The sequence below is a fragment of the Enterobacter sp. WP_7_1 genome, assembly GCF_003688535.1.
In the GTDB taxonomy this organism is placed as follows: Bacteria; Pseudomonadota; Gammaproteobacteria; order Enterobacterales; family Enterobacteriaceae; genus Enterobacter; species Enterobacter asburiae.
This window is the reverse complement of record NZ_REFK01000002.1, coordinates 780,875-798,802: the sequence shown is the minus strand read 5'-3', so window position 1 is coordinate 798,802 and position 17,928 is coordinate 780,875. Positions and strand designations below refer to the sequence as shown.

17 protein-coding genes are annotated in these 17,928 nt (G+C 59.2%); all 17 read right to left on the bottom strand.

Annotated features, from left to right (window positions below):
• Nucleotides 1–274: contractile injection system protein, VgrG/Pvc8 family (locus tag BJ885_RS13115; protein ID WP_220683625.1), on the bottom strand; the 274-nt coding region annotated here is incomplete at its 3' end.
• A gap of 65 nt (nt 275–339) precedes the next feature.
• Nucleotides 340–1,758, bottom strand: a complete 1,419-nt coding sequence (locus BJ885_RS13110; RefSeq protein WP_121932099.1) for a serine/threonine-protein kinase — start codon at nt 1,756–1,758, stop codon at nt 340–342.
• 24 nt (nt 1,759–1,782) lie between these two features.
• Nucleotides 1,783–4,398, bottom strand: a complete 2,616-nt coding sequence (gene tssH / locus BJ885_RS13105; protein ID WP_121932098.1) for a type VI secretion system ATPase TssH — start codon at nt 4,396–4,398, stop codon at nt 1,783–1,785.
• Nucleotides 4,399–4,432: 34 nt separating this feature from the next.
• On the bottom strand, nt 4,433–5,476 hold the full coding sequence (gene tssG / locus BJ885_RS13100) for a type VI secretion system baseplate subunit TssG (protein ID WP_121932097.1): 1,044 nt from the start codon (nt 5,474–5,476) through the stop codon (nt 4,433–4,435).
• Nucleotides 5,473–7,344: a type VI secretion system baseplate subunit TssF gene (tssF, locus tag BJ885_RS13095; protein WP_047647490.1), complete on the bottom strand. Its 1,872-nt coding sequence runs from the start codon at nt 7,342–7,344 to the stop codon at nt 5,473–5,475. The genes tssG and tssF overlap by 4 nt, the downstream gene beginning before the upstream one ends.
• 2 nt (nt 7,345–7,346) lie before the next feature.
• Nucleotides 7,347–7,910, bottom strand: a complete 564-nt coding sequence (gene tssE, locus BJ885_RS13090; protein ID WP_023312148.1) for a type VI secretion system baseplate subunit TssE — start codon at nt 7,908–7,910, stop codon at nt 7,347–7,349.
• Nucleotides 7,903–8,715 (bottom strand): type VI secretion system accessory protein TagJ, encoded by an 813-nt coding sequence (locus tag BJ885_RS13085; protein WP_121932096.1) that lies wholly within the window; start codon nt 8,713–8,715, stop codon nt 7,903–7,905. The genes tssE and BJ885_RS13085 overlap by 8 nt, the downstream gene beginning before the upstream one ends.
• 9 nt (nt 8,716–8,724) lie before the next feature.
• Nucleotides 8,725–9,723, bottom strand: a complete 999-nt coding sequence (locus tag BJ885_RS13080) for a hypothetical protein (protein WP_038417450.1) — start codon at nt 9,721–9,723, stop codon at nt 8,725–8,727.
• A 16-nt stretch (nt 9,724–9,739) separates the two neighbouring features.
• Nucleotides 9,740–10,537, bottom strand: coding sequence for a PP2C family serine/threonine-protein phosphatase (locus BJ885_RS13075; RefSeq protein WP_023336024.1), 798 nt, complete (start codon nt 10,535–10,537; stop codon nt 9,740–9,742).
• Complete coding sequence (gene tagH, locus BJ885_RS13070) at nt 10,534–12,297, bottom strand: type VI secretion system-associated FHA domain protein TagH (RefSeq protein ID WP_121932095.1); 1,764 nt, start codon at nt 12,295–12,297, stop codon at nt 10,534–10,536. Before tagH ends, BJ885_RS13075 begins: the two co-directional genes overlap by 4 nt.
• Nucleotides 12,298–12,379: 82 nt before the next feature.
• A complete protein-coding gene (locus BJ885_RS13065) occupies nt 12,380–12,787 on the bottom strand; it encodes a putative T6SS immunity periplasmic lipoprotein (protein WP_029741688.1) in 408 nt (135 codons plus the stop codon).
• Entirely contained in the window at nt 12,778–13,320 is a 543-nt protein-coding gene (locus BJ885_RS13060) for a hypothetical protein (protein ID WP_021240381.1), read from the bottom strand. Before BJ885_RS13060 ends, BJ885_RS13065 begins: the two co-directional genes overlap by 10 nt.
• Nucleotides 13,321–13,377: 57 nt before the next feature.
• Nucleotides 13,378–13,860, bottom strand: a complete 483-nt coding sequence (locus BJ885_RS13055; RefSeq protein ID WP_008502640.1) for a type VI secretion system tube protein Hcp — start codon at nt 13,858–13,860, stop codon at nt 13,378–13,380.
• A gap of 179 nt (nt 13,861–14,039) precedes the next feature.
• Complete coding sequence (locus BJ885_RS13050) at nt 14,040–14,429, bottom strand: T6SS amidase immunity protein Tai4 family protein (RefSeq protein WP_121932105.1); 390 nt, start codon at nt 14,427–14,429, stop codon at nt 14,040–14,042.
• Between the two features lie 368 nt (nt 14,430–14,797).
• Entirely contained in the window at nt 14,798–16,297 is a 1,500-nt protein-coding gene (tssC, locus tag BJ885_RS13040; RefSeq protein ID WP_014884232.1) for a type VI secretion system contractile sheath large subunit, read from the bottom strand.
• A gap of 3 nt (nt 16,298–16,300) precedes the next feature.
• Nucleotides 16,301–16,825, bottom strand: coding sequence for a type VI secretion system contractile sheath small subunit (tssB, locus tag BJ885_RS13035; protein WP_008502644.1), 525 nt, complete (start codon nt 16,823–16,825; stop codon nt 16,301–16,303).
• 75 nt (nt 16,826–16,900) lie between these two features.
• Nucleotides 16,901–17,917 carry a type VI secretion system protein TssA gene (gene tssA / locus BJ885_RS13030; protein WP_121932094.1) on the bottom strand — a complete coding sequence of 339 codons (1,017 nt, stop codon included), beginning with the start codon at nt 17,915–17,917 and terminating at the stop codon, nt 16,901–16,903.
• Nucleotides 17,918–17,928: the final 11 nt, after the last annotated feature.

Below are 17,928 nucleotides of genomic sequence, written 5' to 3'. Positions count from 1 at the left end.
TCAGCTGGTACACCGCATAGCGGGTGCCCGTCAGCTCGACGGCGCTGACCGCCACGCGGGTAATCTTGCCGTTAACATAGCGGGACGTCAGCAGGTTCTGCGTCGGGATGGTCACCGTGACCGGCTGACCGAGCAATTTGCTGCGGTCAATGCGCGCGTCCGTGCCGAGCACGGTCAGCGTCAGCGCGAACGACTCGGACATCGCCTCGCGGCCCGTCAGTTTCCAGAACAGAAGCCCCTCCACCGGGAGCTGAACGGTAATTCGGTTGAGCATAATCTTTATTCCATCTAGCTTATGCGATTCAGAAAAGAGGTTCGCATCTGTGACTGAGCGTAATTCTAAGGGTTCACCAGCCAGGTACCCGGCTTAGTGATATCCAGCGTCTGGCCACGCGTTCTCCCGTTGCCCTGCAGTTCAATCTTCACCTCGCCGGCCGGCAGCTTGAGCGATGCATAGCCGTTGGTCGCCGGGCGCAGCGCTTTTGGCTCGCCGTTCACTTTCAGCGTTTCGCCGTCGAGGATGCGGATATAGACCAGCGCAACAGGGCTCTCGACAGGCGGTGGCGTCTGCTGGGCCGTCGCCTGCTCGTTAACCTTCGCCGTTTCTGGCTTCACGTCCGGCGTGTTAGCGGCGGTTTCAGTCGGACGCGTCTCTGCCGGTGGCTGTGCAGCCTGCTCGGGAGCATCATTACCGCTGCTGAACAGCATCGCCCCGGCGACAACGCCCACCAGCACGCCTGCGGCAACCAAGCCCGGGATCTTGTAGCGGCGCCAGTCGAGTAGCGAAGCCGGTTGTTCCTCCTCCACCGGTACCAGCATCGTGCCGGGCTTTTTCGCTGTCAGCACATCGTTGATACCGGCGACCGGCATCTCTATCAGCGCGGCGAACTCGTCGATTGACTGCGGACGATCCTCCATGTGCAGCGCCAGCGCGCGGTCGATGGCCTGCAGAAGCGGAATGGAATAGCCCTGCGGCATGATTTCCACCAGCGGTTTGCAGGTATCCTGAATTGAGCGCACCACGCTGACCGGCGGCGGAGAACCCACAATCAGGGTACGCAGCACCGCGCCGAGGGCGTAAATATCCGTCCACGGGCCCTGCTCGCTTTCGTTGTCGTCGGTATACTGCTCAATCGGCGCAAAGCCCGGGCGCAGCATGGTTTCCGTTTCGTCGGAGAGGTTACCGATGGTGCGGCGCGCGGAGCCGAAATCGAGCAGCACCGGCAGGCCGTTATCCTGGATCTGAATGTTATCCAGAGAGATGTCGCGGTGCAGATAGCCTTCGTCGTGAATGGTCTTGATCGCACCGAACAGCATCGGCAGCGTGCGGCGGATCCAGGCTTCGTTGATCAGCTCCGGCTTTTCTTCGCGCAGGCGCGAAAGCGTGGTCCCGCTGTAAAACAGCGTCCCCATGTAGGCCGTGTCGTTTTGCACCCAGAAGCGCAGGACGTGCAGCAGGTTCGGGTGGTTAAAGCGCGCCAGCAGACGGGCTTCCTGGATGAAGCTGTTCAGGCCTGCGGAAAACGCTTTGCCAAAGCGCTCGCTGCGCAGCACCAGGGTCATGTCGTCGCCGCGCACGGCGAGCGAGGAAGGCATAAATTCTTTGATAGCGATAGTGCGTTCGAGCTGGTGATCCCACGCGCGATAGACGATGCCAAAACCGCCGCCGCCGATCACCTCTTTAATTTCAAACTCGTTGAAGCGGTACCCGACCGGGAGCGCGTTTGGGACAGTCCGATTGTTATCATTATCCGTCATCTTTTACAGTTCTCTTGATGATTATTACGCGGCAAACTGACAGTGAAACTCGCCCTGCTCGCAGGTGACGTGCAGACGTCGGTACTGCTCGTCGCTGCGGCTGGCGGTAAGTAAGATCTGGCTCATCTGAGGCAGCAAGGTGTTGGTCAGAATAGCGTCCACCATGCGGCCCCCGGACTCCACCTCGGTACAGCGCTGAACAATCTGTTCCACCACGCTGTCGTCAAACTCAGAAATAATGCTGTGATTCTCTTCCAGACGACGCTGAATGCGCTTGAGCTGCAGGCGAACAATCTGCCCCAGCATCTCGTCGCTGAGCGGATAGTACGGCACCACCAGCAGGCGGCCCAGCAGCGCCGGTGGGAATACCTCCAGCAGCGGCTGGCGCAGGGCGCCGCTTAACGCATCAGGCTCCGGCATCAGCTCCGGATCGGCGCACATGGCGCTAATGAGGTCGGTGCCGACGTTGGAGGTCAGAATAATGATGGTGTTACGGAAATCAATGTGGCGCCCCTCGCCGTCTTCCATCCAGCCTTTATCAAAGACCTGGAAGAAGATCTCGTGAACGTCCGGGTGCGCTTTTTCAATTTCGTCCAGCAGCACCACGCTGTACGGGCGGCGGCGCACGGCCTCGGTTAACACGCCGCCTTCACCATACCCTACGTACCCCGGAGGCGCACCTTTTAAGGTGGAAACGGTGTGCGCTTCCTGGAACTCACTCATGTTGATGGTGATAACGTTCTGCTCGCCCCCGTAAAGGGATTCGGCGAGCGCCAGCGCGGTTTCGGTTTTACCGACCCCGGACGGGCCGCACAGCATAAAGACGCCCACCGGTTTGTTGGGATCGTCGAGCTTCGCCCGCGAGGTTTTCACGCGGCGGGCAATGAGATCCAGACCGTGACGCTGGCCGATAACGCGCTGGTTCAGCGTGTCGGCGAGGTTGAGCACCGCGTCGATCTCGTTTTTCACCATCCGGCCCAGCGGGATCCCGGTCCAGTCAGAGACCACCGCGGCAACCACGTTTTCATCCACCGCCGCAAACAGCAGCGGCTCATCGCCCTGCAGGGCGTTCAGCGCCTGCTGCTGTTCCGCCAGCTGGCCGCGCAGCTCGGCGCTATCGTCATCGCCCGCCGCGAACAGCGCCGCGCGCAGGCGAATAATCTCCTGCACCAGGCTGCGTTCTTCTTCCCAGCGCCGGGCCAGGGCTTCGCGTTTTGTTTCATACGCGTCGCGTTCGGCGAGTAAAGCGGTCACGCGATCGGCGTCACCGGCTCCCACGCGCGCTTCGCGTTCAGCAATCTCAATTTCCACGTCCAGCGCGGCAAGGTGGCGCAGGCAGTCTTCCAGCTGCGCAGGCGGCGCGCTCTGGCTGACCGCAACGCGGGCACAGGCGGTGTCGAGCAGCGCAACGGCTTTATCCGGCAGCTGACGCGCCGGGATGTAACGATGCGACAGCTTCACCGCCGCGCTGACCGCTTCGTCGAGCAGCAGGACCTGGTGATGCGTCTCCAGCGGCGACACGGTGCTGCGCAGCATCAGAATGGCTTTCGCTTCGTCCGGCTCGTGGACCTGCACCGTCTGGAAACGACGGGTCAGCGCCGGGTCTTTCTCGATGTACTTTTTGTATTCCGCCCAGGTGGTAGCGCCGATGGTGCGCAGCTGTCCGCGCGCCAGCGCGGGCTTCAGCAGGTTCGCCGCATCGCCGGTTCCCTGCTGGCCACCTGCGCCAATCAGGGTGTGGATCTCATCGATAAACAGAATGATTGGCGTGGCGCTGGACTGGACTTCATTAATGAGCGCCTGCAGCCGGGCCTCGAACTCGCCTTTCATGCCTGCCCCAGCCTGCAGCATGCCGATATCCAGCAGCCACAGCTGAATATTTTGCAGCGGCTCCGGAACGTCGCCGTCGGCGATACGCAGCGCCAGCCCTTCCACCACCGCCGTTTTCCCGACCCCGGCTTCTCCGGTCAGCAGCGGGTTGTTCTGGCGGCGACGCATCAGGATATCCACCATCTGGCGGATCTCCTCGTCGCGCCCGACAACCGGGTCAATCTTCCCGTCGCGGGCGCGGGCGGTCAGGTCCTGGCCGTACTGGGCCAGTGTCCCCTGCGCCGCCGGTACCGCACCCGCCGGTGCGTCTGCGGCGGCAGCGGCCTGCTGCGTCTCTTTGCTGTTGGCGCAGATGGCGTCGAACTGCTCAATCAGCACCTCGACGTTAAGGCGGGTGAACTGCGACGAAATGCTTTTCAGCACGTTGGCCAGGTTCCAGGTTTTAAGCATGCCGATCAGCAAATGGCCGCCGCGAATACGGCTGACGCCAAACTTCAGCGAGCCGAAGACCCAGGCGCGCTCCACGGCGCTGTCGATATGTTCAGAAAGATCGGAAACGGAACTCGCCCCGCGCGGAAGGACGTCCAGCGCGGCCACGATATCGCGGGTCAGCTGCTGTTCATCAAGGGCAAAATGGCGGATGACCTGCTGCAGATCGCCATCCTGCTGCTGCATCAGCTGATGCAGCCAGTGCACCAGCTCAACGTACGGATTGCCGCGCAGCTTGCAGAACGCAGTGGCGCTTTCCAGAGAGGTAAATAACAGCGTATCCAGTTTGCCGAAAAGCACGGCACGGCTAATTTCTGACATGTTCGGTTCCATTGATAACAATGCGTTAGAAAAATTATCGCTCTGCGCAATACACCAGATCGCCACGCGGGACAGGCTGCGGCTGAAGGCCCAGCCAGGTGTTATAGCCTAATCGCCCATTGCTGCCGAGCGTGGTACCCTGCACCGCGTCTTCACGCAGGATCACCCGCGTTTCCCATTCAAACTCCACCCCGGCGTACTGACGCACCCAGTCGCGCAGCTCGGTGACCCACGCTTCACCCGGCAGAAAACGGTTGTACTCCTCCGCGCTCAGCGGGCCAATTTCGATGCGAAACTTGTGCTGCACGTCGCGGACGGCGACGCCGAGAAAGGCGGATTCCCCCATGCGCGGCATGCGGCGTCCTGCGCCAAGCTGCGCCTGCTCGCGCGTGGAAAGCGGCATCCACTGCGGCACGTTGCTCACCAGTTTGACCGGGGCTTTAAAATAGTTGCGCAGGATCTTCTCCAGCCCCTCCGGATCCCGCCCGTGACGGGTCAGGTGTCCGGCGTGGGTAAAGCGAGCATGCGAGCTCAGGCTGCCTTTGTTCATCTGCCCCGGCTGGCCCATGCCAATCAGCGACGCCAGGTACCCCTCAAAGCGCCTGTTGTCGGCGCGGTCCAGAGAGACGGCCGGCTGCGCATCCGCCCAAGCGCGATAAAACAGCAGCGCAAGGCGGTGATGGAACAGGTCGGCAAACGCGCTGAGGCTGGTGTCCTGATGATGATAAATACGCTCGCGGGCGTATTCGGTCATGTGGACAGGCAGCGGGCCGTTCGGGCCAAACAGGCCGAAGCTGAGGATAGACACCTCGTGCAGTCCGCTTTCTTGCCGCTGGCGTACCTGAGCCAGCGTCGACGGTGCAAAACTCATCGACGGCTGCTGGCCGATGCGCAGCGGCTCAAATTTCGGCAGCGGCGCGCGTCCCAGCGGGTAGCGCTCGCCGCCCTGGGCATCGATGCGCCTTAGCAGCTGAAACAGATCGTAGCGCCAGGGCGTCTCGCGGACCCCGTGCCAGAACGCATCCGGCAGCCGGGTCAGGCGATGCACGCGCAGCGGTGCGGTGGCAGCGTCACTCATATCAGCGCCCTTTTACCCATGCGCGGCGCCCAGTAGCCAATCTCGCCGCGCTGCTGACTCTTCAGGGTGAACTCCGTAAAGCTGTTGATGGACACCAGACGGGCAAAGAGACGTTCCATCACGCTGCCAAAGAGCCACGGACTGGCGCCGGAAAAGGCTCGCTCATCGACAGTCAGGGTGATGCCGATCCCGCGGGCGAAAACGACCGGGCCGGGTTCAGGCACGCGGCGGTGAACCGGCTCCAGCACGCAGTGGCGTACCCCCTCCACCTGGCGCGCAACGGGCGTTTCTGCCAGGTTGGCGTACAGCCCTAACAGCTGGCGCAGCGCGGCCGCGCCGTCTTCGTTTTCGCTGTCCATCAGGCTGAGGTAGTTCATCTGCAGCTGGCTGATGAGCCGCCAGGTGCTGAACCCTTCCGCCAGCGCCGGGCGCGGCGGCGTCGGGCCTTTACGCAGGGTGAGGGATTTCACCGGCATGGAGTCGGCCATAATGAACTGCCCGAGCTCCTGCTGCAGCATCAGCGGCAGGTCGCGGCTGGTGCAGAGCACCTCGGCAGAGATATAGCGCAGGTTTTCCTGCCACGGGGCGTGCTGTTCATCCACCAGCGAAACAAACACCTCCGAGCCGATATAGCCGGTACGGGTGCCGTAGCGCAGGGCGTGCTCGGACAGCACGCGCTGTTCGCGGCGCAGGGAAAAATAGGCCCCGTAGTTGCCCGCATCACCGCTCCAGGTGCTCCAGAATGGACGAAACGTCTGGTCATCGCGCTGGCCGTCCGCGCTGCCATAGATTTTTTTGACCGCGTAAATTTCATAATCCAGCGGACGAATGTTATCGACCACCAGATGGTATTCATGCTGGCCTTCATTCAGCTTCTGACGCGCCGCGACCTTTGGGAAAAGGTTGATGACCGGCGTACAGTGCAGTGCCAGATGGCTGGCATCGACCACGCGCTCCAGCTGTTCATCCGACTTATCCAGCAGAATGAAGATATCGAAGGCTTTTTCGCCTTCACAGCGTTCGATAAGCGTGCTCAGGCCGCTCAGGCTGATGAAGCGGAAGCGGGCCGGAAACGCGAAATACTCCTGCAGCAGGCGATAGCCGTCAAAGTTGCGCAGATCGTCCGGAAGCAGGGCCTGGTCAGGCTCAAAGCCCTCCTGGCGCAGCGCGTCAGACGCCAGCAGCTGTCGCTGCGGCTGCGGGCTGACCGTCTGACAGACGATCCCGGCGTGGTGCTCCATCACCAGCTCCAGCAGCTTCAGCGCTTCAATGTCCGGACCACCGAGGAAAAATTCCAGACGGTCGAAATCCAGGTGCCCGAGGTTTTGCGGGCCGTCGCAGGCGATGCGGATCCGCAAGGCGCTGCCGATCCCCCGCTGGCTCAGCCCCAGCTGCGCCAGCGGCAGATCGGCGGGCACGCCGCCCAGCTCGACCTTGTCGATTTTCAGCGGCAGCAGGTTGACCTCGTGCGCCGTGGTATAGCTGCAGGTCACGCCGGTTTTTTTCAGCGCCAGGCTGTCCATCATGGTACCGCGCGGCACAATGAAGCCCTTGCTCAGGTCGCCCCGGCTGCTGTCCGGCTCAATCTCCGCGATCGCCATCGACGGCGTGGGCGCAAGATAGTTAGGCGCAATCATCTCCAGCAGACGCTGGGAGAAACGCGGAAACTCCGCGTCCATTTTCATCTGCACGCGGGAGGTCAGGAAGGCGAAGCCCTCCATCAGACGTTCGGTATACGGGTCCGCCACTTCGATGCCGCGCATGCCCAGCCGTCCGGCGACTTTTGGGTAGCGTTCGGCAAACTCGGCCCCCATTTCTCGCAGGTAGGCCAGCTCGCGGTTGTAATATTCGAGCAGTTTACTTTCCATGATTACCCCGCATCTTTCAGTTCAAAATGGCCGTTTTCCAGATCGACATCGGTACGAAACAGAAACTCCAGCGGGTACGGCACACACCACAAACGCCCTTTGATCTCGATGGAGAGCACGTTGTGCAGATCCAGCGAGGAGGTATCCGACACGCAGCGGACCTGCAGCCCCTGCGGCAAAATGCGCGGCTCAAAATTGATGATGGCCTCGGTGAGCTTGCGCTGAATGTCGTGCCATTCAATATCCGACATCCTTTTCCCGGCCAGCGGTGCGACGCCGAAGTTGACCACCGAGCGCTTCACGTGCGGCAAGGCGCTCAAATCGCCGGAGGCATCGTGGTTGATGGTGTTAAACAACCACTGCAGATCGCGCAGGACGTTGCGACGCAGGGCGGCGTGGGTGATCAGATTGCTGTTGGCCGACTCGCGTTTTTTTTCCGGGTCGTTATCGGTGAGGCGATCCAGCAGCGAGGGCTGCATTTTGTCGCGCGCCCCCACCTTCTCCTGCCTGCTGCGGGCTTGCCAGCCGCTGCGCAGCAGATCGCCTTCGCCAGCGGGATTACTCATCGGCTCCATCCGTCGCAAACGTCACGAGGCTTAAGGACAGCAGCGGGTATTCGCTTTGCTCGCTCAGCCAGGCCTTCTGGCCCCTGCCTTCGTAAAGGGTGCCGTCTTCGTCGAGCTGCAGCCAATCGGTGGTGCGGCCCAGCTTGACCGCATCAGTGGCATCGGCAGCAAACGGGTAACGCGCCGGGATCTGACACACCTGCTCCGTACCGTCGGTCAGGCGCACCAGCGCGTGACGCCAGACCAGATCGGTCACACTGGCGGGCGCTTGGAAACGGATCTCCGCAATGGCGCTGAACGGCAGCCAGAAATAACGGCCGTTCACGATGGTTTCGCAGACCGGGCCGAGACGGGCATCGCCGTCCATCAGCCACTCGAAAGCCTGCGTCTCCTCGTTTTCGAGGATAATCTGGCCGGCAGTGGCCTCAGCCCGATCGAGGGCGTCCAGACGCAGCGCCCGGGCGCGCTCGCCCTCCTCGCTTAGCGCCGAGGCCAGGGTCGTCAGCCACGGCCACTGGGTTTCAGGCATGGCCGGACGCGCCTCTCCCGCCATCACCTGCGCGCGCTGCAGCTCGCCCTGAATGGATTGCTCCAGCAGCGTGACGGTGGGCTTCGCCTGAGGCTTCAGCGCCAGCCAGCTTTTCAGCTGGGTCAGCGCACGCGTCCAGTTGCCGCTGAGGGTTAAAAACTGCACGAAAGCGGCGCGGAGGTCGGCATCCGCCGGACGGGCTTTGATTTCAGCTTCAAGGCGCGCCAGCGCATCGCTGAGCGGCTCGCCCGCCAGGTGTTGATAGAGCGTATTCATAGCCACTCCTTAATTCGCCGCGCGCCATGCGCCGACGGCCGGATCGCGCAGCTGAGGACGCAGGGTATCAATCAGCACGATATTCAGCGGCGTGCCGGGTGCGACCCAGGCGCTCCAGGTTTTTTTCACCGCCGCAATACGCGCCTGCAGTTTTGCATCATCGCTGGCGATTTCACGGGAGATCTCCACCGCTACGGTGCCGTTGCTTTTCCAGCTGTTCAGGGCGTTATCGTAAGGCAGGATCATCCAGCTCTGGTCGCTGTCTGGGGTGCTGAACACCATGCGCTCTTTGTTGACGGAGGTAATCAGCGCGTTTTCAGGATCGGCGCTTTGATTCAGACCCGTAACCGGGAAGCCATGGATGTACGTCACCGCCATCTCTTTCTGTCCGCCGTTGCGGGACTGCGAAACCACGGTGTGCCCGCTAAGCCAGCTGCCGTTACCGCAGCGGGTGGTGTCAGAATCCGGAATAAAGAGCGCCGGAGCGGAAGCGCCACCTTCCCAGAAGGTGCGCAGGTGGCAGCCATCCTGCAGGGTAAATTCCTGCCACGGCGTGCGGTCAGCGGCAACCGTGCGGGAAGCCACGTTCTGGTCCGGCGGCAACAACGCGCCGCTGGCTGGAGTTGCGGTGACGGTCGCAGCAGGCGCGGCCTGCTCCTGTTTCACCACCAGCGCCCAGTCCTGCGCTTTGCCTGCCGTACCCTGCGCCAGCGTGGTACCCGCCGGATCGTTGAGCGTCCAGCTAAGCTTATTCACTTTGCTGCACTGGTGTTCCAGCAGGGAGCCAAGACGCGGCACAAAGTTCTCCAGCACGGAGACGTCTTTCTTGCCGTTCGCCACAATGCGCAGCGCCACCTCAGGCTTACACCAGCTCTGCGGCGTGTTGTCTTTGATGTTGTCGATCCAGATATCCAGCTTCTGCGCAGGAGACTGCACGATGCGGAAATTCTCAGCCTGCGCGGTGGAGGTGACCGCCAGAAGTGCCAAACCCGATAGCCAAAGTTTCATATCGTTCCTTGTGTGTCTAATCAGTTCCGCAGGGAAGAAATTGTGCTGCGTCAGAGAGGGTGTGCAGCAAAGTGGTGTCCTGAGGGTTGCCCATCCATACCGCCAGGGCAGTATAGTTATCCTGAGCATTCCCCTCCTGTTCGCCATTCTTTTGAATGATTTGGTTCATTAAGGTCAGCCACTCCTGCGGCGTATTGACCATATGCAGCGACTGCTTCATTTGCTCTTCGCTAACGCCGTGCCAGAACCCGTCGGTGCAGAGTAAGAATGCATCGCCGTCTTCCACCTGCACCACGTCGCTGTAGCTCGCTTCCGGCCCGCCGTTTTCAATCCCCAGCGCGAGGTACAGCAGGTTGCTGTTGAGATCGTCGGTCTGATGCCCGGCGTCTTTCATCTGCTGCACCAGGCTGTGGTCGGTGGTCACGTGCCACAGCCATCCCCGGCGAAACAGGTACAGGCGGCTGTCCCCGGCGTGCGCCCAGTAGGCCAGCCCGTAATCGCGGTCAATGAACAGGCTGACCAGCGTCGTGCCCATCCGGCGATAGTCCTGCACGGCCTGCTGTTCGCTGAGGATAGTGCGGTTCGCCGTCTGCACGTAGTCGCGGATATGCTGCGCGTTAAGATGCTTGTCGCCATCGAAGCGGGAGATAATGCTGTTGCGGGCCAGCTCTGCAGCCACCTCACCGCCCGGCAGGCCCGCGATGCCGTCGCAGACGACAAAGCAGGCCGAACGTTCCCCTATGGTTTCTCCCGTCTGATCCTGGTTGCTGGCGCGCGTCCCCTGGCGGGAGAGAGAAGCCGTTGCGATATTCATTTGTCTTCCGATCCGCTCTGTGAGTCTTTGTACTGATTCACCTCCATGTCGTACGCATGAAGGAAGGCTTCGCCGAACAGGGTGTGGAAGTCATCCTCAATCTCGCCAGCCGTCTCGCCATAGCTGCGAACAAAATAGTCCCACAGGGCGGCTTTGCGGCTACCCGGCAGCGCCAGACGAGAGGTCATCCCGTTCTGCTTCGCCTGCTCTTCCAGCTGCTCAGGGTTAAAGGACTGCAGCATCGCGGCAATGATGGCGCGGATACCGGAGATCATGCCCAGCTGGTGCGCCTGCAGATCGATCAGCGCGTCGCGCACGGATTTGGTCGGCGGCATAAAGCCCGGCATTGGGGTGCCGAACATCTGGATCAGCACGGTTTTGCCGGTCGGCAACAGCTTGAACGGGTTGTTGGCATCGTCCAGCACCATGGTCATATCGGCCTTCACGCCACGCTTGAGGATGGAGCGCGAGGAGAGCAGCGCCACGGTTCCCTGAGAGAACATGCCGAGGATCTGCCCCAGCTGACGCATGTTTTCACGGTCAAACTGCGGGACGGGCTGCATTTCGCTCAGCCCCATGCCTTCCAGCAGCGCCTCCAGCAGCTCGCCCTGCAGCACTTCGCCCTTCTCACCGCTGTTCGCCGTGGCGGTTGGGGCGGAGGCGTTATTGACCGGGTCGATGCGCAGTCGGCCCTTCGGGGCCTGAGCGCTGCTGCGCGCAACGGCCTGTGGCGTAGGCATGGTGAAGCCTGCGTAATCCGGTCGCGCGGGCTCTTCTTCAGCACGCGGTTCTTCCTGCGGCTCAGGGGCGAACAGCGGAGAATCGGCCAGCACGTCCTCTTCCTGCTCGGGTTCCGGCACTGGCGCAGGCTTTTCGGCAAGAATGTCATCCGGATGGGTTAACGGTGCGCCGCCCATCAGCCCGAGCGGGTCGTCATTACGCGCGGCTGGCGCGCTGGCCTTACCGCCAAACAGGGCCAGCGGATCGAGTTCGTCCGTCGCCTCGTCTTCTGGCTTAGCGGGGGGCGTCTCGCCCGGCGGCACCAGCGTTGACGGGGTGACGTCGTCAAAAATACTCTCTTTTTTGAACAACGCTTCGTCGCTGAACAGCGTGTCCGGGTCGACATTCTTACGCTCAAGCTTTGGATCGCTGTCGTTGAACATCGCCAGTGGATCTTCAGCGTTACGCTCCGGAGCCGCAGGCTGGGAGAACGGATCGTGCGATGCAGCAGGCTGCGGTTTTGTACGGTTGCTGGAGATGCTGTCGGAGATGGAGAACTCCTGCATCAGGCTATCCCAGATTTCCGTTGGCACGGCGGTCGGTTCGGCTTTCCCGCGCGGTGCGGCGCTCGCCGGCTTCGGTTGCGCAGCGGGCGCGGACGCGGCTGCCGGACGCGCCTGCTGATGCATGCTGGCCGCCATACGGCTCACGGGCTGCGTATCGTGGATCAGTTCGGTCACTTCGATGCGGTAGTCATCAATACCGAGAATGTCGCCATCCTGCAGCTCAACCTGACGCCCTCGCTCCAGCGGAATGTCATTTAATACCACGCGGGTGACGCTGCCACGGTTGGTCACGCGGCATTCGCCCTGGGCGTCAACGTGAACAATCGCCTGCAGACGAGAAATGGTGCGGTCATTGTCCGGCAACACCAGATTGTTATCCGTACCGCGCCCAATGGTGCCGCCCGGGGCGTAAAAATCACAGCTGCTTTGCGGCGGCTGATGACCGGGTTTCGTAGAAATAATCGTGAATCGCATGGCGTATTCCTGCTGGTATGATTAGCGCTCAAACGCTGCCGCTCTCGGGACGAGAACGGCGGCGTTTGGGGGTTAACACATTCTATTCAGTCTGCGTAAGCTTAAACTGGCCTGAAGAACCCTCTTGTAAGGTGAAACGGGCAGCATAGCGAATAGAATCGTTTTTCCCTGACACTTTCAGAGCAACATCATATTCTCCCGCTTGCCACGCAATCCCCTGCCACTGGTGACACTGTTGGGTCGTTAACGTCACCTCAGGGCTAAACGTTGACGGCGGCGATATCGCTTTCCATTCATTTCCCGCGCGTTTCATTATGGTGGGCGAATGGCTGGTGACAGGCGCGTCTAACCCGGAGTTAGCGGGAATAGCAAAGCAGGGTTCGTTGTTCTTTAGCGTAACCGTAAGCGACTGATATTGTGCAGGATGAGAGACACAGGCACTCACCGTTAATGCGATTGCTACAACACTGAGTAACTGTTTCATAACCATACCCGCCGGTCTTTAGGATTTTGAATAAACAACGATAATACCTGCAGATATTTATCCTTCAGGTCGGGTCCGATAATTCCCTCAAAACCTGCGATGTTTCGGAAATCACCCAGACCGTAATTTATCAGATAATAAAAATCTGAAATGATAGAAGCCTGCTGCTCCATACCAAAGTCCGATAGTTTTTTATCGGGGGGCAGAGAATAATTATAACTTGCTGCCCAACTGAATGCGCCTCGGGTTCGAACATTCATTCCAATCTGATGCTGCAATACATGCACCATTTCGTGAATAAACCAGTGTTTATATCGCGGAACCTCTATTGAGAAGTCATCCCGATAATGCGGCTCTCGAAAATAGAGCTCACCGTTGGGGGTCATCGCGACATCTGTCGACTGCATATTAAATGGCAAATAGCTTTTATTATGGACTTTCACTTCTGAGTACTTTATTGCGTCACCAAAAACCGAGCGCGCCAGTGCTATTTCGCCAATGGTGAGAGGACGGGCGCCTCCTTCCTGCAAACTTGCCATGCTATCTTCCTTCCCGGTTGATAATGACCGGGGAAAACTCCCCGGCCACATACGCAATTACGCTTCTTTGTTTTCTTTGATGTTCCAGCCAGCGCTGCTTTCAGCACCTTTACCACCAGACGTGGTCTGCTCCCAGTACTGCTGTTTCACTTTCGCAGCCTGGAATGCATAGGTCACACCAACGGTATCGCCGTTGTCTGCACCGGTGTACTGAACAGAGGTGACCAGCACATCTTCCAGCGTGATGCGGGAGTATTCCACCTGCTGGCCGCCGGCTTTACAGACGGACAGCTCAACTTTGGTCAGGTGTTTACCGCTGGCGCAGTGTTTCAGGATAGCGGTGGTAGATTTGTCGATCAGCGCGTTAACGTGCAGGTCGTTAAAGTTAACTTTACCGGCACCGCCGCCACCGCCAACGCTCATATTACCTGGCTGGGAAGCGCCCCAGGAGAAGGAGGTAATATCAGTCCAGCCGGTGTGGTTAGAATCTTTAGATTCGCCCGTAACACCCTCGACCTTCAGAAACATATCAATAGCCATAATATCTACTCTTCGTGGATGAACAATATTGCTTTCGAAAAAGCACTTATATGGCAAACAGGAAAGCATGGGGCTGAATAAAACCGTCCATATTTTACCTCTGCCTCACATCAAATGACCCGTGTCATTTGACAGTCTTACATTCTCCCTGAATGAACGGAAAGAATGTGAAGTCTTTACTACTGCGGGTTATCCTGAATCCAGGTGCGGTCAGGATCGCCTATGATGACCTGCGGAACCAGTTTGTTCAGCTCATCGCTATGATAAAGACGTAAACAGTTTAAGGTTACGCCTTTGACATCGGGTTTTCGCTCTGAATGAAAACCGTTAATTTGATTTTTATATTTTCCGATGAGGGCATCCACTTTATCAGTGCCATTTTCGGCATCAAAAGGTATCCACTCAATGAATGCACTCGCACTGCGGGCAGCATCAGCAGCAAACTGGCTGCCTTTATCTGCTACCTGCGCCAGGCAGCGCGCCAGAACAATATCTTTTAAAACCTGCCGGTATGTTTGCTGATGATAAAAATCAGGATAGTTATTTCCGGCACACACATAAAAGGTCATAAATACGAGGAAAAAACAGAAACGTTTCACCTTAATATCCTTTGCCTTAGGATCCGCAGCGCATCAGTCCGCGTAAAATACTAACTTTTTTCTTTCCATTTCTCTGCCACAACGTATATCGCTATCGCTAATGCATTAAGTCCAGTGCATAAGAATCCATGCATTGCGATTCGCGGGACATCTTCCGGCCAGTCAAAGATAAACAGATAGTAGCCGGATACCGTCACAAACAGCATGAATGAAATTATTAGCAACGTATAAATGGCTAAATAGCTGATGAATTTTCGTATTAACGCTGTCAAAGTCAAATTCATTAGCTATCTCATATTCACCGAAAAGTAGCCGACCCAATGGGCCGGCTACACTCATTACGCGTCTTTCGTCTTCAGCGACGGCAGTTTAGAAACCAGACGCAGGGAAACGGTCAGACCTTCCAGCTGGTAGTGCGGACGCAGGAAGAACTTCGCGGCGTAGTAGCCCGGGTTGTCTTCAATCTCCTGCACCTGCACTTCCGCAGCCGCCAGCGGTTTACGGGACTTGGTCTCCTGTGAGGAGTTCGCCGGGTCACCGTCGACGTAGTTCATGACCCAGTCGTTCAGCCAGCGTTCCATCTCTTCGCGCTCGCGGAAGGAGCCGATTTTGTCGCGCACGATGCACTTCAGGTAGTGCGCAAAACGGCAGCAGGCGAACAGGTACGGCAGACGAGAGGCCAGACGCGCGTTGGCGGTGGCATCCGGGTCATGGTACTCGGCCGGTTTCTGCAGCGACTGCGCGCCGATGAAGGCGGCAAAGTCGGAGTTTTTGCGGTGAACCAGCGGCATAAAGCCGTTTTTCGCCAGCTCGGCTTCACGACGATCGCTGATGGCGATCTCGGTCGGGCACTTCATGTCCACGCCGCCGTCATCGCTCGGGAAGGTGTGGCACGGCAGGTTTTCAACCGCCCCGCCCGACTCCACGCCGCGAATCGAAGTGCACCAGCCGTACTCTTTGAAGGAGCGGTTGATGTTGGCGGCCATCGCATACGCTGCGTTCGCCCAGGAGTAGCTGTTGTGGTTCGCGCCGTCAGTCTGCTCTTCAAAGTCAAAGCTGTCGACCGGGTTGGTGCGAATGCCGTACGGCAGGCGCGACAGGAAGCGCGGCATCACCAGACCCAGATAGCGGGCATCTTCGGATTCACGCAGCGAACGCCAGGCGGCGTATTCGGTGTTCTGGAAGATCTTGGTCAGGTCGCGCGGGTTAGCCAGCTCCTGCCAGGACTCCATCTGCATCACGCCCGGCGCGGTACCGGTGATAAATGGACAGTGCGCCGCAGAGCCGATGCGCGCCATTTCGCCCAGCAGCTCAACGTCCTGCGGGCTATGGTCGAAGTAGTAGTCGCCCACGATGCAGCCAAACGGCTCGCCGCCGAACTGACCGTACTCCTGCTCGTAGATTTTCTTGAAGATCGGGCTCTGGTCCCAGCCCACGCCCTTGAAGCGCTTCAGGGTGCGGCCCAGCTCCTGCTTGGAGATGCTCATAAAGCGGATCTTCAGCATCTCGTCAGTTTCAGTGTTGTTCACCAGGTAGCTCAGACCGCGCCAGGCGCTCTCCAGCTTCTGAAACTCTTCGTGGTGAATGATCTGGTTTACCTGCTGCGACAGCTGCTCGTCGATACCGGCGATCAGGTTCTGAATGGTGCGGTAGGTGTCGTTGGAGAAAGTGACGGTATTTTCCAGCGCCTGCTGCGCCAGAGTTTTAACCGCGCTTTCTACGGCTGAACGGGCCTGATCGGTTTTTGGGCGGAACTCTTTGTTCAGCAGCGCGCTGAATTCATCCTGGCTGAACGCCTGACCCGCCTGCTGCTCATGTTGTTGAGTCTGGTTGCTCATCGATTATTCCTCGCTACCTTTCGCGCTTTCGTCATTTTTCGGCAACTGGCTCAGGGATTTGAGCAGCGTCGGATCCTGCAGAATTTTAGCGATCAGCTCTTCCGCACCGTTTTTGCCGTCCATATAGGTCAGCAGGTTGGAGAGCTGGGTACGCGCTTCCAGCAGCTTGTTCAGCGGCTCAACCTTGCGGGCCACCGCATCCGGCAGGAAGTCGTCCATGCTGTCGAAGGTCAGATCCACGTTGAGCTTGCCTTCGCCGGTCAGGGTGTTATCCACCTGGAACGCCACGCGCGGCTTCAGCGCCTTCATGCGTTCGTCAAAGTTGTCGATGTCGATTTCGAGGAATTTACGCTCGTCGACGGCCGGCAGATTTTCCACCGGTTTGCCGACCAGATCGGCCATGACGCCCATCACAAACGGCAGCTGAATCTTACGTTCTGCACCGTAGATCTCTACGTCGTACTCGATCTGCACGCGGGGGGCACGGTTACGTGCGATGAATTTCTGCCCACTGTTACTCATTGCCATGATGTTCTCCATCAAAGATGCGCGGTGAAGGTGAAACGGCAGGCTCCATGCCTGTCGTCATAATGCCTGGACGCGTTATTCGCGGCGCCCAAAGATGTTCTCAAGTTGGTTAACGCCGTCTGGCGCCAGGTCGCGAATAATGTCCATAAAGTTAAGTTCTGACAGCCGCTGCACCCGTTCAATCATCAGCGGTGCGGGGTGGCTCGGTTCGTACTGCGCAAAATACTGCTTCGCTTTTTCCAGCATCAGCTGCGCGTCGGCGCGGCTGGTGACCTGGACGCTGCGCCAGTCGGTGACCGGCTGAGCGGGCTGCGCTGTCGCCGACTGCTGCTCGGCCTGTGGTTCTGCCTGCGCCTCACGGTTCGGCAGCAGCTTGCTGATGTCGGTTACCTGACACGCGCTGGCGACCAGTCCGACGGTTTTCAGCAGCTGCTCCATCTCGGGCACGCCGCTTTCACCGAGATGCCCGGTGAGCAGCTCGCGAATCGCCAGCAGACGTTCGTTAATGACGATAACCGCTGCGGTTCCCGGCTGGTCGCCGCGGGCCAGTTCGTCAATCAGCCGTGGACGGCCGCCGGGATAGTCCGGACATTCCGTCTTGCTGCCGTCCAGTAGCGCCTGGGCATCCCGGAGCGAAATTTCATCGCCGTTTGAACGCAGAAGCGAGGCGTTTCGCACGGCGACGGTGAGGTCAGATTTATCGCTCAGCCCTGCCAGGGCGTTAATGCGATAGAACGGATCGGTTTCGCCATACTCTTCCAGCAGCGGATAGAGCGTCTCCCAGTAACGGGCGATCGCCTCCTGCACCAGCAATAATCCGTCCGCGTAGCCCGCAAGCCCGCGGCGGCGCGTCCAGGCATGGGTTAACGCCAGCAGTACGCGAAGATCTTTGGTGCGGGTCAGCAGGCTGGTGGCGAATTTTTCTACCGTGTTCCAGTCAGCGGGCTCTGCCGGGATAATGGTGTCGCCAAACTGCTGTTCCGCTTTCCCCTGACTGGCCTGATTCATGATCTGGAAGTCGGCGTCGTACTCCAGGTTTTCGCCGCAGGGTTTTTCGGGGCTTATTGGCGCGAGAAATTCTTCGATATTCATAAGATCCCTGC

Excerpts from the sequence above, each read along its gene's own strand:
- BJ885_RS13110 (WP_121932099.1), bottom strand. The coding sequence starts at position 1,758 with ATGACGGATAATGATAACAATCGGACTGTCCCAAACGCGCTCCCGGTC.
- tssH (WP_121932098.1), bottom strand. The coding sequence starts at position 4,398 with ATGTCAGAAATTAGCCGTGCCGTGCTTTTCGGCAAACTGGATACGCTG.
- tssG (WP_121932097.1), bottom strand. The coding sequence starts at position 5,476 with ATGAGTGACGCTGCCACCGCACCGCTGCGCGTGCATCGCCTGACCCGG.
- tssF (WP_047647490.1), bottom strand. The coding sequence starts at position 7,344 with ATGGAAAGTAAACTGCTCGAATATTACAACCGCGAGCTGGCCTACCTG.
- tssE (WP_023312148.1), bottom strand. The coding sequence starts at position 7,910 with ATGAGTAATCCCGCTGGCGAAGGCGATCTGCTGCGCAGCGGCTGGCAA.
- BJ885_RS13085 (WP_121932096.1), bottom strand. The coding sequence starts at position 8,715 with ATGAATACGCTCTATCAACACCTGGCGGGCGAGCCGCTCAGCGATGCG.
- BJ885_RS13080 (WP_038417450.1), bottom strand. The coding sequence starts at position 9,723 with ATGAAACTTTGGCTATCGGGTTTGGCACTTCTGGCGGTCACCTCCACC.
- BJ885_RS13075 (WP_023336024.1), bottom strand. The coding sequence starts at position 10,537 with ATGAATATCGCAACGGCTTCTCTCTCCCGCCAGGGGACGCGCGCCAGC.
- tagH (WP_121932095.1), bottom strand. The coding sequence starts at position 12,297 with ATGCGATTCACGATTATTTCTACGAAACCCGGTCATCAGCCGCCGCAA.
- BJ885_RS13065 (WP_029741688.1), bottom strand. The coding sequence starts at position 12,787 with ATGGTTATGAAACAGTTACTCAGTGTTGTAGCAATCGCATTAACGGTG.
- BJ885_RS13060 (WP_021240381.1), bottom strand. The coding sequence starts at position 13,320 with ATGGCAAGTTTGCAGGAAGGAGGCGCCCGTCCTCTCACCATTGGCGAA.
- BJ885_RS13055 (WP_008502640.1), bottom strand. The coding sequence starts at position 13,860 with ATGGCTATTGATATGTTTCTGAAGGTCGAGGGTGTTACGGGCGAATCT.
- BJ885_RS13050 (WP_121932105.1), bottom strand. The coding sequence starts at position 14,429 with ATGACCTTTTATGTGTGTGCCGGAAATAACTATCCTGATTTTTATCAT.
- tssC (WP_014884232.1), bottom strand. The coding sequence starts at position 16,297 with ATGAGCAACCAGACTCAACAACATGAGCAGCAGGCGGGTCAGGCGTTC.
- tssB (WP_008502644.1), bottom strand. The coding sequence starts at position 16,825 with ATGGCAATGAGTAACAGTGGGCAGAAATTCATCGCACGTAACCGTGCC.
- tssA (WP_121932094.1), bottom strand. The coding sequence starts at position 17,917 with ATGAATATCGAAGAATTTCTCGCGCCAATAAGCCCCGAAAAACCCTGC.